Source organism: Mycobacterium hackensackense (genome assembly GCF_025822555.1).
GTDB classification, from domain to species: domain Bacteria; phylum Actinomycetota; class Actinomycetes; order Mycobacteriales; family Mycobacteriaceae; genus Mycobacterium; species Mycobacterium fluoranthenivorans.
Map to the genome: position 1 here is coordinate 762,677 of NZ_JACKUC010000030.1, position 14,806 is coordinate 777,482.

A 14,806-nucleotide genomic window follows, 5' to 3' on the forward strand; every position below is an offset into this window, starting at 1 on the left:
GCCGGAGGACAAGGGTTTGGTCTGGGAGGTTCGGTGGAATCCACGCGCAGCCACGTCTGCGACGTAGTCCGTGGCCGGCAGGAGGCCTTGTGACGGACGACGGTTCACTTCGGGTGCTGGTCACCGGAGCGACGGGCTATATCGGCGGGCGGCTCGCACCGCGACTGCTGGGCGCCGGGCATCGGGTGCGGGTACTGGTCCGCGATCCGGCCAGGATCGGCACCGTGCCGTGGGCCGCGGATGTCGAGGTCTGCCAGGGCGACCTGATGGACCGGGGCACCCTCGACGCCGCCTGTCGGGACGTCGACGTCATCTACTACCTCGTGCACTCGATGAACAGCGATGGGGAGTTCATCGAGGCGGAGAGCCGCAGCGCGCGCAATCTCGCCGCGGCGGCCACCCATGCGGGCGTGGGCCGCATCGTGTATCTCGGCGGCCTGCACGCGGACTCCGACCAGTTGTCGACGCACCTGCGCTCACGTGCCCAGGTGGGGCAGATCCTGATGGACTCCGGCATTCCGACGGTGGTGCTGCAGGCCGGTGTGGTGATCGGTTCCGGCTCAGCGTCTTTCGAGATGATCAGGCACCTCTCCGACCGGTTGCCGGTGATGACCACACCACGCTGGGTGAACAACCACATCCAGCCGATCGCCGTGCGCGATATGCTGTACTACCTGATCGCGGCGGCGACGGCCGAGCTGCCGAAAAGCCGCACCTACGATATCGGTGGACCCGATGTGCTGCGCTACGGCGAGATGATGCAGATCTACGCCGAGGTGGCCGGTCTGGCACCGCGACGGATCCTGGTGCTCCCGGTCCTCACACCGAAACTCGCCGGGTTGTGGATCGGCCTGGTGACACCGGTCCCGCGCAGTATCGGTCGCGCCCTCATCGAATCGTTGAGCACCGATGCCGTTGCGGCCGAACATGATATCGACGCCATCATCGCACCGCCGCCCGGCGGGCCGACCGGTTACCGGGACGCCGTCACCCTCGCGCTCCGGCTGGCCGACCGGGGCGAGGTGGAAACCACATGGGCGAACGCCTCGGCGAACGGGGCGCCGTCGGACCCGTTGCCGTCCGATCCGTCCTGGGCCGGCGAGGTGGTGTACACCGATGTGCGCAGTATCGACTGCGGCGAACCCGTCGACCGGGTGTGGCACGCCCTCGACGGGGGCCGCACCGAGAATCGCCGGCGGCCGTTCCCGTTCGGTCCGGGACGCCGCCACTGGCGGGTCGAGAAGCAGACCGAACCGCAGTATCTGCGCGTGCTGGCGCACACCCGCGCGCCGGGCAGTATCCGGCTCGAATGGGAGCTCGAACCTCTCGACGCACAGCGCACCCGCGTCCACCAGCGGGCCATCTACACCCCGAAAGGGCTTGCCGGACAGATCTTCTGGTACGCCCTGCTGCCGATGCACCGGGCCGGGCTCGCCGCCCTGCTGCGCGGCGTCGCAGCGACCGACCATACGAAGGAGCGCAGATGATCCAGATGCAGCGCACGGTGTACACCCAGGCCGCACCCGATGCGGTGTTCGCCTACCTGGCGGACTTCACCACCACCGAGCAGTGGGATCCGGGTACGGTGCGGACCGTGCGGGTCGCCGGTGACGGGGGTGTGGGCACCCGATACGAGAACACCTCGAAATTCGCCGGCCGGACCAGCGAACTGGTCTATGAGGTGACCGAGGTGACCCCGGGGAAATCCATCCGCCTGCGCGGCGAGAACTCCTCGCTCCTCGCGCATGACACCATCACCGTGCGCCCGGACTCCGACGGTTCGCAGGTGACCTACCAGATCGAATTCGCGTTCCAGGGGTTACTTCGCTGGGCCGAGCCGCTGCTGCGGCTGGCCGTCGGGAACCTGATGGACAAGGGCGCCCAAGGGCTGCGCCGCGAACTCGCGAAGATCTGAGAGCTACGCCAGTCCGACCGCGTTGGTGCAGTACTGCCACACCCAGTTCAGGTCGGCATCGCTGTAGTGCGTGGTCGGCAGGTAGTGCATCGGACGGATCCGGCGGTCGTGCCAGAACTCGCCCGACGGTGGCGTGGGAGTTGTCGCGGTGAGCCAGATCGCGGTATCGGCGGCCTGCTCGGCGGTGCGCAGCACCGGGCCGGTCAGTCGGCGGAACGCCGGCAGGGACTCGGCGACTCCGGGAGTGTCCGCCCAGCCCGGGTGCATCGCCGCCACCATCACCGGCCAGCGCTTCGCGAGCAGCGGCGTCAGCGCGACCTGGACCCGCTTGCTGCGCGCGTAGGCCGTCGCGCCGCGGTAGCGACCCTTGCGGTATTCGATGTCGTCCACGGGCAACGGCTGGGTGTACATACCGCCCGAGGACATCAGCACCACGCGCGGATCGGGCGCGGCGACCAGAGCGGGCAACAGCAGCTCGGTGAGCAGCAGGGGCCCGAGCACATGGGTGGACAGGGACAGTTCGTGCCCGTGGGCCGTGTAGGTGCGCTCCGGCGGCATGACACCGGCGTTGTGGATCACCGCGTCCAGCCGAGGCCGGCTCGCCGTCAGCTCGGCGGCGAACGCCCGCACGTCCGTCAGATCGGACACATCGCAGCGTTGCACCACCAGCTTCGCGCCGGGCAGCCCGGCGCGGATGTCGTCTCGGGCCGCCTCGCCGCGCGCGCGGTCCCGCACCGTCATCAGCACGGTGGCGCCCAGCTCGGCGGCGCCGGCCGCGATGGCTTTGCCGATACCGGAGTTCGCGCCGGTGACCAGCACCGTGGCCCCGTCCAGCGCGCCCGGATCCAGGGCCGGCCAGAACCGCTCCCGCACGGCGTAACCCACTCGGGAGTACCCCGCAGCGATCGTGCGGTCGAGCAGGGCGTCGAACAACTTCCCGGGGAAGCTGGTCATCGGGGTGGCTCCTATCGGTCCGCGAAGAGGGGGGATTCCTCTCCTGATTCGGAGCCGCCGGCCCTCCGTATCGGCCGGCCGTCGATGACGTGCGCCGACGTCGGCGCACCGAACGGCGCCCGCAGCGTCGGGAGCAGCTCGCGCCGGTTGACGATGAGACCGGCGATGGCGAGCACGCCGTAGACACCGCACAGCACCAGCCGGCCCGTGGTCGAAGTGATGGGGAACTGCACCAGGAACAGCGCCAGCAGCAGCCAGGCGGTGTGCCGGTGAAAGCGCAGCGACAGGATCAGCGCGATGCCCATCAAGGTCTGGGTCGCGGTGAGCAACACCTCTTCGATCTGGCGGCCGTCCAGCACGAGGGCGCTTCCGCCGCCGCCGGCCAGGTACGCGATGGGCAGCGAGCCCATCAGCAGCGTCCACTGGTTCACCTTCGACGAGATGAGGGTGGCGATCGCGGCGGTGCCCTTGCCCCGGCTGGCGAAGATGATCGCGATGATGAACTCGGGTGCCTCCGATGCCAGCGGCGCCAACCACTGCACCAAGAGGAATTTGTCGATCCCCAGTTCGGTTCCGGCGCCGATGAGGCTCTCGGCGAACGGTTCGGCACACGCGAGGATGACCGCACCCGCGATCACGAACAGGGCGACGACGGTGCGGCGACGGGTCCCGGTGGGCAGCGCGCCGATGGCGGCGGCGGCACCGATCAGATCGGGTTCCTCGACCTCGCCCCGGGTCAGTTTGTAGAGGTAGAAACCGAACCAGGCCAGCAGCGCCACCCCCAGCACCAGGTGGATCCGTCCGGTCGACGGGATGACGAAGGCGATCACACCGGCGATGAGCAGGAACCCGAGCTCCACCCGGTTACCGGGGTCCAGGGCCATCTTCGACGTCTTCTGACCTGTGGTGCGGCGGGCCACCCACAGGCCGACGAGCACGACGACGGGCCACCCGATACCCATCAACAGCCGGTTGGAGCCGGTCATGTTCGCCGCCGCGTACTGGACGTACTCGGGATTGCTGCCGGCGGTGTACGCGTAGTACAGGTCGACGGCGTACTCGGGGAGCACCGCGATCAGCGCCAGCACGGCGATGGCCAGTCCGCCCGACACATCGATCTGTGCGGCTTCGGCGGCCCAGGCCAGCAGGAAACTGGCGGCGACCACCGCGGATCCGTAGATCACCAGCGCCACAATGGGATTCGGATGCAGGCCGGCAACGCGTACCACCAGAGCGGGAATGATGAAGACGAGGGCCAGGGCGAGCGACCGGATGAGGGTCCATCCGTGGGTTCTGGTCACGAGGGCAGTCCTTGCTGTGTGCGCGGTGTCCGGCCCGGACTTCATCGACGGCGACGAAACCTCGGACCGACAGATGTCATGTCGGCCGAAGGTCTCGCTCGCCGGATATGGGATCCGGTGGAGGGCCGGGCGGCTACCGCCGCCAGTGTGTCGACCATCCGCATCGCGCCGGGCCAGCCGGCGGTCAGGAACTACTCCCCTTCGCTGTGCCCGACCCTACGCGTCCGAGAACGGCACAGCAACTTAGCGTTGCTACAAATTAATCGTGTCAAATACCCTAAACTTGCTGATCAGAGCCTACGTATCCGATTGTTTGGGCGTTCGAACTCAGCGTTCCTGCCACCCCTAGCAAATGGTAAACAAAAAGACACCGCCCCCGGCCTGGGCCGGGGGCGGTGTCTGTGGCTGCGAAACGGTCAGTCGGACTCGGCCAAGCGCGTCTTCAGCGTGTCGAACTCGTCCAAGATCGCGGTGGGCAGCTTCTCGCCGACGAACTCGAACCATTCCTCGATCAGCGGCAGCTCGGCGCGCCACTCATCGGCGTTCACGGCCAGCGCCTCGTCGACATCGGAGGCCTTCACATCGAGACCCTCGAGGTCCAGATCAGCGGCGGTCGGCACGATACCGATCGGAGTGCTCTTACCCTCGGCCGTGTGCTCGATGCGCTCGATGGCCCACTTGAGCACCCGGCTGTTCTCGCCGAAACCGGGCCACAGGAACCGGCCGTCGTCGCCGCGGCGGAACCAGTTCACGAAGAACACCGCGGGCATCTTGGACTCGTCGGCGTTCTTACCGATGTTGATCCAATGCTGGAAGTAGTCGCCGACGTTGTAGCCGAGGAACGGCAGCATCGCCATCGGGTCGCGGCGGACGGTGCCGACCTTGCCCTCGGCGGCGGCGGTCTGCTCGGAGCCCAGCGTGGCGCCGATGAACACGCCGTGCTGCCAGTCGCGAGCCTGCGTGATCAGCGGGACCGTGGTCTTGCGACGGCCACCGAACAGGATCGCCGAGATCGGCACGCCCTGCGGGTCGTCCCACTCCGGCGCCAGCGTCGGGCACTGCGAGATCGGGGTGCAGTAGCGCGAGTTCGGGTGCGCCGCCTTGCTTTCCGTCTCCCGCAGGATCCAGTCGTGGCCCTTCCAGTCGATCAGGTGGTCGGGCTCGCCTTCCAGCCCCTCCCACCACACATCGCCGTCGTCGGTCTTGGCGACGTTGGTGAAGACGGTGTTGCCCGCCGCGATGGTCTTCATCGCGTTCGGGTTGCTGCTCCAGTTGGTGCCGGGTGCGACACCGAAGAAACCGAATTCGGGGTTGACGGCGTAGAGGCGGCCGTCCTTGCCGAACCGCATCCACGCGATATCGTCGCCGACGGTCTCGGCACGCCAGCCCGGGATGGTGGGCTGCAGCATCGCGAGGTTGGTCTTGCCGCACGCCGACGGGAACGCCGCGGCGATGAAGTACGCCTTGTTCTCCGGGCTGATCAGCTTGAGGATCAGCATGTGCTCGGCCAGCCAGCCCTCGTCGTGGGCCATCGCCGAGGCGATGCGCAGCGAGTAGCACTTCTTGCCCAGCAGCGCGTTACCGCCGTAGCCGGAACCGAAGCTCCAGATCTCCCGGGTCTCCGGGAAGTGGGTGATGTACTTCGTGTCGTTGCAGGGCCAGGGCACGTCCTTCTGACCGGGCTCCAGCGGGGCGCCGATCGAGTGCAGTGCCTTGACGAAGAACCCGTCGTCGCCCATCTTGTCCAGCGCGGCCTGCCCCATCCGGGTCATGGTGCGCATCGAGACCACCACGTACTCCGAGTCGGTGATCTCGACACCGAGCTTGGGATCCTCGGCGTCCAGGGGGCCCATGCAGAACGGGACGACCCACATGGTCCGGCCGCGCATGCTGCCGCGGTACAGATCGGTCATCAGTGACCGCATCTCGGCGGGCGCCATCCAGTTGTTGGTGGGGCCGGCGTCGACCTCGCGCTCGGAACAGATGAACGTGCGGGATTCGACGCGGGCGACGTCGGACGGATCGGACAGCGCCAGGTAGGAGTTCGGCTGCTTCTCCGGATTGAGCTTCTGGAAGGTACCTACGTCGACCAGCTGCGCGGCGAGACGCTCGTACTCCTCCTCGGAGCCGTCGGCGAATACCACCCGGTCGGGCTGGGTCAGCTCCGCGACCTCCTGAACCCAGGCCAACAACCCCTGATGTTTGGTCGGTGCAGTGTCGAGACCGGGAATGGTCGCTGAAGTCATCTAATATCTCCTGCGTAGGTTACGCGCCAGTAGCATTGGCGATAACTGGTAGGTCACGATCGTCCCTATGGAGAGGTTAACTCCCGTGACATACGTGTAGTGAATCGGGACAATGTCCGATCACTCACAAGAACGATTCAGAAACCCCAGAACGCCAGAACCGGTCAATACCCGCTGTGCAGCTCGGCACACACCGACGTCAGCGCGGCGCGCAGCCGAGACAATTCCCGCCGGCTGTCGGCGGCCGATCGCGCGGTGACCACCGCGATATCCCGCAGGTCGGCGTCGATCTCCGCCACCCGCCGGGAAAGTTCGGCCGCCTGCCGCTCGTCCCAGGCCGCATTTTCACCGGTGAACTGGACCTCTGCAACCAGAACCCGGCCGGCGACACGTTGCTCGGCCGCCTCCCGCAGCCTCGCGGTGACCTCGGTGACCCAGCGGTCCACCACCGCGCGGTCGTGCAGCACGCTGCGGATGCCGACCACCCACACACTGAGCAGCAGCCCGGCCAGCGCGCCGATCACCACACCCGATGCGGCCAGGCCGGGCGCCAGTCCCGCGAACAGCCGGCTCACCGCGAACGCGGCGCCCAGTCCGAATCCCGCGCCGAGCAGCATCATCAGCCGCGTCTCCAGGGTCCTGGACCGCAGCCCCGGCACACCGGGATCCGGTACCGGATCCGGCGCAGGCACCTGGGGAACGGACAGGCCGAGTTCGGCGGCGACATCCGCGAGGTGCTCGGTGATGCCGTCGTCGACCTCCCGCATCACCTCGGCCGACCGTCGGTGCACATAGGACACCAGCCGGTCGGCTCTCCTGCCGTTCCACTCCGCGACGTCCTCGGAGAGCTCGGTGCGCACCGAGGCGCACCGATTCCTGGCGTAATACGCCAACTGCACCCGCGCCTGCTGCACCTGACTCCGCAGGGCGATGTGGCGTTCGGAACGGGCCAGCCGCAGCGACCGCGTCAACTCTTCACGTTCGGCGGCGAGCAATGCCGCGCGGTCGTCCGGCCGCCGCCCAGCGCTCAGCGTGCCGATCCGCCCGGTCAGATGAGTTTCCCACGCACGCAATTCATTTCGGCGATCCACGGTGTCGTCTGCCAGCTTCGCGGCCAACACCTCGACCAGCTCGTCGAGCGCAGGCTCGCCGTCCTGCGGCGCGGCGGCCACGCCGACCCACGGCATCTGCGCAACCGCGGGGATCTTGCGGCGAGCATCTCCCGGTCGGTGGCCAGCACCTGGTGCCAGGCCCGGTGCACATCGATCTTGCTGACGGCACCGATCAGCAGGTCGGTGTTGCGCGCGGCCGTATCCAGCAGCGCCGCGTCCGACTCGGTCAGCGGTGCCACCGCGGATACCGTGAACACGACGGCGACCGGCGCATGGTCGGGAGCCAGGTCGGCGGCTTCGACGAAGGCTCGCCCCGGAACCCTGGCCCGCAGCGCCGCGGCCAGGGCGGACACCCCGGCCAGCCACGGCCCGACCACCGCGACGACATCGCGGCGCACCACGCCCGGCGGGTCGACACCGGCGGGCACCGTCTCGGGTGCGGTCTCGGGGCTCATGCCCGCTCCGTCAGCCGCAGTGCTCCCCGGGTGAGGGCATGCGCGCACCGGCGGTGCAGGGCGTTCACCGGCCCGCGGCCGTACCGGCTCCACCGCACCGCATCGGCGCCGCCGACGGGTAACCCGTCGGCGCGCAGGACATCGGCCGCGGCCGACATCACCGCGAGGACCACCGCGTCACACGCGAGCAGATCCCACAGCGCGACGTCGGCGGAGTACACCGCCAACGCCCGCAGTTCGGTCAGGGCCGTCTCGATGCGCCCGTACCGGACCGGCGCCGCCGCCGCGGTGAGGGCGGTGAGGACCTCGTCGAGGCCGCTGAGTTCACGGAGCAGGCCCGGCAGCGCGGACGGGCCCGCGCCCGCCCGCAGCGCGTCGGTCAGCGCGTCGATGCCGAACCGGTCCAGGGTGGCGAGCAGCCGATCCGCGAGGGCCGCATCGACGGGCGACGCGCGGCCGGGTTGGTCGAGGGCCCGCACCTGCAGGGTGCCGACCAGGGAATCGTCGAGCACGGCGGTGGCCAGCAGGGCGTTCAGCGGCACCGTCGGGCGGCCGGTGCGGCGCCGGATCTCGCCGACCTGCCCAGGCGCCGCCGCGCCGAGCAGATCCATCTTGTTGAGCACCACCAGCGCCGCCCGGCCTGCCGAGTCCTCGGGTTTGACCGTCTCGGCGACCACCAGGACGGTGACATCGCCGGTATCGGGACCGGGTGGGTTCAGCACGGTCCAACCGGCACCGCCGAGCGCGGCGGCGACCGTGGCGCGGCCGGTCCCCGGTCGGCCGGTGACACGCACCGTGATGGGCCGGGTCAGGCGCCGCAGGATCGGAGCCAGACGGCCATCGCCGGTCCGTGCGGCGAAAGCCGCCAACTCCTCGGCGAAAATGACCGACTCCTCACCTCATGCGTCGCACTGACACCAATCCCCACATCAAATGGTGACACTGCGGCGAGGTGGTCGTGAACGGTGTTTTTTCGCACACGGCGTTCCAGGCAACTGTTGGGTATCAATCTGCACCACGATGCGGGTAGATCGGGCGTGATGAGCGACGATGGACCGATGTATGCCCAGCGCGAGGAAGCCGGTCGTGAGCTGCCGGATTCGGGTACCGCGGGCCTGAGCGCAGCGAACGGCGCCCAGGACGGTGTGCCGATCACGCACCATGCCCGGCGCGTCAGCAGCTTCAGGAACCGACGTTCCACCCTGTCCGGCGGTCAGCAGGAGCTGTGGGAGCGGCGTTGGCCCGAGCTCGGCGCCGAGGCCCGCGACACCACCGGGCGTCCGCTGCCCCGCGACCTCCCGCAGTGGTTCGGCCGTCAGGCCCCGGTGGTCCTGGAGATCGGCTGCGGCACCGGCATCTCGACGCTGGCCATGGCCATCGACGAACCGCACCTGGACGTGGTGGCCGTGGAGGTCTACCGGCGCGGGCTGGCGCAGCTGCTCGGGGCGATCGACCGCACCGCCAAGACGGACCACCCCGTGACGAACATCCGGTTGATCCGCGGTGACGGACTGGACGTGCTCGAGCACTTCTTCGGCACGGCCTCGCTGACCGGCGTACGGGTCTTCTTCCCCGATCCGTGGCCGAAGGCCCGGCACCACAAACGCCGGCTGCTGCAACCCGAGACCGTGGCGCTCATCGCCGACCGTCTGGTGCCCGGCGGAATCCTGCACGCCGCCACCGACCACGCCGGCTATGCCGAGCAGATCGTCGAGGTGGGTGACGCTGAACCGCTGCTGCAGCGGGTATCCGCAGACAGCCGGCTGCCGATTTCGGTGCGGCGGCCCGAGACCAAGTACGAAGGAAAGGGCCTGGAGGCCGGGCGCGATATCGCCGAGCTGGTCTGGAAGCGGGTGGAGTGAGCGAATGACAGCTACCGACGAGCAGCCGATGAGCGCGACCTCCGACACCACCGAGGTGCCGGAGCTGGCGGCCCCCGCCGACGAGGCACAGTCGCCGGCGATCAGGAAGGTGCTGCTGGTCTGGGACGCGCCCAACCTGGACATGGGACTGGGCTCGATCCTCGGTGGCCGGCCGACGGCCGCGCACCGGCCGCGCTTCGACGCGCTGGGGCGGTGGCTGCTGCAACGGACCGCCGATATCTCGGCTGTCGCGGCCACCGGCAGCGCCGAGGACGCACCGCTGGGTTCGTTGGAGGCCCACCTCGAGCCGGAAGCCACCGTCTTCACCAATATCGCCCCTGGTAGCGCCGATGTCGTTCGCCCGTGGGTGGAGGCGCTGCGTAACGTGGGCTTTGCGGTCTTCGCGAAGCCCAAAGTCGATGACGACAGCGACGTCGACAGCGACATGCTCAGCCACATCGCGCTGCGCCGGGGCGAAGGTCTGGCGGGTCTGGTCGTGGCGTCGGCCGACGGTCAGGCGTTCCGCGCGCCGCTCGAGGAGATCGCGCACGACGGCGTTCCGGTGCAGGTGCTGGGATTTCGCGAACATGCCAGTTGGGCGTTAGCGTCGGATACCTTGGAGTTCGTCGACCTGGAGGACATCGCAGGTGTCTTCCGGGAGCCGCTACCGCGAATCGGCCTTGATTCGCTGCCCGAGCAGGGCGCTTGGCTGCAGCCCTTCCGGCCGCTGTCGGCGCTTCTGACCTCGCGCTTATAGACAACAGAAGCGATAATGCGCGCGCAGCGTGACCAGAACATATTAAGGAGCTGACGTGTTCGCCTGGTGGGGTCGAACGGTGTACCGATTCCGATACATAGTGATCGGTGTCATGGTCGCACTGTGCCTTGGTGGCGGCGTGTTCGGGGCGAGCCTCGGTCAGCATGTCACCCAGAGCGGTTTCTACAACGAGGGCAGCGAGTCGGTGCGGGCGTCGCTGCTCAGCGACGAGGTGTACGGCCGGGACCGCACCAGCCACGTCGTCGCCATCCTGACGCCGCCCGATGACAAGAAGGTCACCGACAAGGACTGGCAGAAGAAGGTCGTCGGTGAGCTGGACCAGGTGGTCAAGGACCATCCCGATCAGATCGTCGGTTGGGTGGGCTGGCTGAAGGCCCCCGACACCACCGATCCGACCGTCAGCCAGATGAAGACGCAGGATCTGCGGCACACCTTCGTCAGCATCCCGCTCAAGGGCGATGACGACGACACCATCCTGAAGAACTACCAGACCGTCCAGCCCGACCTGGAGAAGATCAACGGCGGCGATATCCAGCTCGCCGGCCTGAATCCGCTGGCCAGCGAGCTGACCGGCACCATCGGCACCGACCAGCAACGCGCCGAGGTCGTCATCATCCCGCTGGTGGCCGTGGTGCTGTTCTTCGTGTTCGGTGGCGCCGTCGCCGCGGCCCTGCCCGCCATCATCGGCGGCCTGACCATCGGCGGCGCGCTGGGCATCCTGCGGTTCACCGCCGAGTTCGGGCCCGTGCACTATTTCGCGCAACCCGTGGTGACGATGATGGGCTTCGGCATCGCCATCGACTACGGCCTGTTCATCGTCAGCCGATTCCGGGAGGAACTGGCCGAAGGCTATGACGTCGAGGCCGCGGTACGAAGATCGGTGATGACCTCGGGCCGCACGGTCGCGTTCTCCGCGGTGATCATCGTCGCCTCCATCCTGCCGCTGCTGCTCATCCCGCTCGGCTTCCTGAAATCCATCACGTACGCGGTCATCGCGTCGGTGCTGCTGGCCGCGTTACTGTCGATCAGCGTGCTGCCCGCCGTCCTCGGCATCCTCGGGACCAACGTCGACGCCCTCGGCGTGCGCACCCTGCTGCGGGTGCCGTTCCTGGCGAACTGGCCGTTCTCCCGCAAGATCATCGACTGGTTCATCGAGAAGACCCAGAAAACCAAGACCCGCGAAGAGGTCGAGAAGGGCTTCTGGGGCCGGCTGGTGAATATGGTGATGAAGCGGCCCATCGCGTTCGCCGCACCCATCCTCGTCCTGATGATCCTGCTGGTCATTCCCATCGGGCAGCTCGCGTTGGGTGGCCTCAGTGAGAAGTACCTGCCGCCGGACAACCCGGTGCGTAGTGCCCAGGAACAGTTCGACAAAGAGTTCTCCGGTTTCCGTACCGAACCGCTGACCCTGGTGATCCGCAGCGACAACGGCGAACCGGTGACCGATCAGCAACTGGCCACGCTGCGGTCCGAGGCTCAGACGGTGTCCGGTTTCTCCGGCACCGACAACCCGTCGAAGATGTGGCAGGAACGCTCGGTGCAGGAGGGCGGGTCCAAGGACCCGTCGGTGCGGGTACTGCAGAACGGTCTGGTGAACAGCGGTGACGCCCCCAAGAAGATCGAGGAACTGCGGGCGCTGACGCCACCTCGCGGCACCACGGTGTTGGTAGGCGGCACGTCCGCGCTGGCGCAGGACAGCATCACGACCCTGTTCGACAAACTGCCGCTGATCGCGGTGATCCTGGTGATCACGACGACCATCCTGATGTTCCTGGCGTTCGGTTCGATCGTGCTGCCGATCAAGGCGGCATTGATGAGCGCGCTGACCCTGGGGTCCACGATGGGCATCCTGACCTGGATGTTCGTCGAGGGCGGCCACGGTTCGGGCTTGTTCAACTACACGCCACAGCCCCTCCTGGCGCCGATGATCGGCCTGATCATCGCGGTCATCTGGGGCCTGTCCACCGACTACGAGGTCTTCCTGGTGTCCCGGATGGTCGAGGCCCGCGAACGCGGCCTGTCCACCGCGGAGGCCATTCGGATCGGTACCGCCACCACCGGCCGGCTCATCACCGGCGCCGCGCTGGTGTTGGCCGTGGTCGTCGCCGCGTTCGCGTTCTCCGATCTGGTGGTGATGAAGTACCTGGCCTTCGGCCTGCTCATCGCGCTGCTGCTGGACGCCACCGTCATCCGGATGTTCCTGGTGCCGGCGATCATGAAGCTGCTGGGCGACGACTGCTGGTGGGCCCCGCAATGGATGAAGCGGGTCCAGCAGCGGATCGGGCTCGGCGAGGTCGAACTGCCCGACGAGCGCAAGCGCCCGACGGTCCGGGACTCCGGCGAGCCCGCAGCCGACCCGGCCGCTCTGGTCGGGGTCGGCGCACCGCTGCCGGCCCTGCCCGCACACGACCCCACCCATCCGGCCGCACCGCCCGCACCTCCGGCGGGCGGACGACCTCCGGTGCGCCCGGCCGGACCGTCGGCCGCGGGCACCACCCGGATTCCGACCACCGCGCCCGCCGCGCCGGAGCCTCCGACGACGCGGTTCGCCGCGCAGCCCGAGTCGCCCGCCACCGTGGCGATCGACGCGGCGCGTAACGCGGTCAACTCCGCCGGCACCCAGGCGCCGGCCGATCGGGCCCGCCGGGGTGAGCCGCGCGACAAGCGGGAGATCGAATCCTGGCTGGGCGATCTTCGTTCCGGGAACACTCCCCCGCCGCCACCGGCGCGCCCGTCGGCACAACCGACGGTCGCGATGGGCGATCCGGGTGCCAACGCACCGACGACCGCCATCCCCGCCCAGCGTGACGCCGACCCGGCCACCGAGAAGCTGGACACTTCCAAGGTGCGCGACAAAGCCGAAACCGGCGACGATGCACCGACCCGTCGCAGTGGCGGGCTCAGCGCCGCCGACCTGCTGCGGCGCGAGGGCAGGCTCTAACCGGACTCGTCCCCGGCCCCAGGATCGGGGTCGGGGTCGGGCCCCGCACCCGACTCGGCGGCCAGCAGGGCTTCCTCGGCGTCCGGATCCGGTGCCAGCAGCACCCGCACCGCGCTGTTGGTGACCGCCAGCGCCGGCACCGCGAGCAGCGCACCGACGATGCCGGCCAGCACACCGCCCCCGGCGATGGCCAGCACCACGGCCAGGGGGTGCAACGACACCGCGCGACCCATCACGATCGGTTGCAGCACATGGGCTTCCAGCTGTTGTACGGCGATGATGAGGCCCAGTGTGATCAAGGCGTACACCCAGCCTTTGGCGATGAGCGCGACGACGACGGCGATCCCGCCGGTGAGCACCGCACCCACGAGCGGGATGAACGCACCGAGGAACACCAGCGAGGCCAGCGGGAGTGCCAGTGGCACCCCCATGATCGCCAGGCCGGTACCGATACCGATCGCGTCGACGAGGGCCACCAGGCAGGTCGCCCGCACGTAGCCGATCAGCGAACGGAACCCGGCCCGCCCGGCGTCCCGGACCCGGTCGCGCACCGTCGTCGGGAAGATCCTGGTGATGAAGGCGAAGATGTCGCGACCGCCGTTGAGCAGGAAGATCAGGGTGAACAGCACCAACAGGGCACCGGTCACGATCTCGGTGATGGTGCCCGCGGTGGACAGCGCCCCGCTGGTCAGTTTGGCCTGGTTCTCCCGCAGCGCCGTGATGACCGAGTCGCCGGCGTGGTCGATCTGATCCTTGCTCAGATGCGCGGGCCCCTCCACCAGCCACACCCGCAACCCGTCGATACTGCGCGTCACCTGCTCGACGAGATCCGGTGCGCCACTGATGAATTGACTCACCACGAAGGTCAGGATGCCGCCGACGACGGCGATCGCGCCGAGGATCACCCCCGCCACCGCCGCCCCGCGCGGCACCCGGCGCGTGTGCAGGAGGTCGACCGCAGGCATCAGCAGCGCGGCCATCATGGCCGCCAATGCCACGGGCACGAAGATGAGCTCGAGGTGGGTGATCACCCACAGCGCCGCCATCACCGCCGCACCGATGACCAGCAACCGCCAGGACCAGGCGGCCGCCTTGCGGATCACGGGGCTCACCGACTCGTCGGCGAGCGGATCGGCGGTGAGTACACCAGGGGAGCGGGTCATGCCCGGTAGCGTAACGGCGCGGCGCGCCACGCAGGCGCACGTTTCCGCATGACATCGGCCGTTACCCTGGAGGCGTGTC

11 protein-coding genes are annotated in these 14,806 nt (G+C 68.6%); 5 read left to right on the top strand and 6 right to left on the bottom strand.

Annotated elements, in window-relative coordinates; genetic code table 11:
* The first annotated feature begins 89 nt into the window (after positions 1 to 89).
* A complete protein-coding gene (locus H7J86_RS13055; RefSeq protein WP_267291448.1) occupies positions 90 to 1,487 on the top strand; it encodes a DUF2867 domain-containing protein in 1,398 nt (465 codons plus the stop codon).
* Positions 1,484 to 1,915 (top strand): SRPBCC family protein, encoded by a 432-nt coding sequence (locus H7J86_RS13060; RefSeq protein ID WP_267291450.1) that lies wholly within the window; start codon positions 1,484 to 1,486, stop codon positions 1,913 to 1,915. The genes H7J86_RS13055 and H7J86_RS13060 overlap by 4 nt, the downstream gene beginning before the upstream one ends.
* A 3-nt stretch (positions 1,916 to 1,918) precedes the next feature.
* Here the strand turns inward: H7J86_RS13060 and H7J86_RS13065 are convergent, their stop codons facing one another.
* The 5 genes from H7J86_RS13065 to H7J86_RS13085 form a co-directional block, all read right to left on the bottom strand.
* Entirely contained in the window at positions 1,919 to 2,869 is a 951-nt protein-coding gene (locus tag H7J86_RS13065) for an SDR family NAD(P)-dependent oxidoreductase (protein ID WP_267291452.1), read from the bottom strand.
* A gap of 11 nt (positions 2,870 to 2,880) precedes the next feature.
* Positions 2,881 to 4,215: a calcium:cation antiporter family protein gene (locus tag H7J86_RS13070; protein ID WP_372517265.1), complete on the bottom strand. Its 1,335-nt coding sequence runs from the start codon at positions 4,213 to 4,215 to the stop codon at positions 2,881 to 2,883.
* A 371-nt stretch (positions 4,216 to 4,586) separates the two neighbouring features.
* Positions 4,587 to 6,416 (bottom strand): phosphoenolpyruvate carboxykinase (GTP), encoded by a 1,830-nt coding sequence (locus H7J86_RS13075; protein ID WP_090363008.1) that lies wholly within the window; start codon positions 6,414 to 6,416, stop codon positions 4,587 to 4,589.
* A 164-nt stretch (positions 6,417 to 6,580) separates the two neighbouring features.
* On the bottom strand, positions 6,581 to 7,603 hold the full coding sequence (locus H7J86_RS13080; RefSeq protein WP_267291456.1) for a hypothetical protein: 1,023 nt from the start codon (positions 7,601 to 7,603) through the stop codon (positions 6,581 to 6,583).
* A 376-nt stretch (positions 7,604 to 7,979) separates the two neighbouring features.
* Positions 7,980 to 8,852 carry a hypothetical protein gene (locus H7J86_RS13085; protein WP_267291458.1) on the bottom strand — a complete coding sequence of 291 codons (873 nt, stop codon included), beginning with the start codon at positions 8,850 to 8,852 and terminating at the stop codon, positions 7,980 to 7,982.
* Positions 8,853 to 9,023: 171 nt separating this feature from the next.
* On the opposite strand from H7J86_RS13085, the gene trmB reads away from it, so the two are divergent.
* From trmB to mmpL3, 3 genes are read left to right on the top strand one after another with little or no spacing between them, the layout of a single operon-like run.
* On the top strand, positions 9,024 to 9,845 hold the full coding sequence (gene trmB, locus H7J86_RS13090) for a tRNA (guanosine(46)-N7)-methyltransferase TrmB (RefSeq protein ID WP_090363084.1): 822 nt from the start codon (positions 9,024 to 9,026) through the stop codon (positions 9,843 to 9,845).
* A 28-nt stretch (positions 9,846 to 9,873) separates the two neighbouring features.
* Positions 9,874 to 10,602, top strand: a complete 729-nt coding sequence (locus H7J86_RS13095; protein ID WP_187099161.1) for an NYN domain-containing protein — start codon at positions 9,874 to 9,876, stop codon at positions 10,600 to 10,602.
* A 55-nt stretch (positions 10,603 to 10,657) separates the two neighbouring features.
* The gene (gene mmpL3, locus H7J86_RS13100; RefSeq protein WP_267291460.1) at positions 10,658 to 13,564 is read left to right on the top strand and encodes a trehalose monomycolate exporter MmpL3; all 2,907 of its coding nucleotides are present in this window, start codon (positions 10,658 to 10,660) and stop codon (positions 13,562 to 13,564) included.
* Here the strand turns inward: mmpL3 and H7J86_RS13105 are convergent.
* Complete coding sequence (locus H7J86_RS13105; protein ID WP_090363016.1) at positions 13,561 to 14,727, bottom strand: AI-2E family transporter; 1,167 nt, start codon at positions 14,725 to 14,727, stop codon at positions 13,561 to 13,563. The two genes, mmpL3 and H7J86_RS13105, sit on opposite strands and share 4 nt — an antisense overlap.
* Positions 14,728 to 14,806 lie beyond the last annotated feature (79 nt).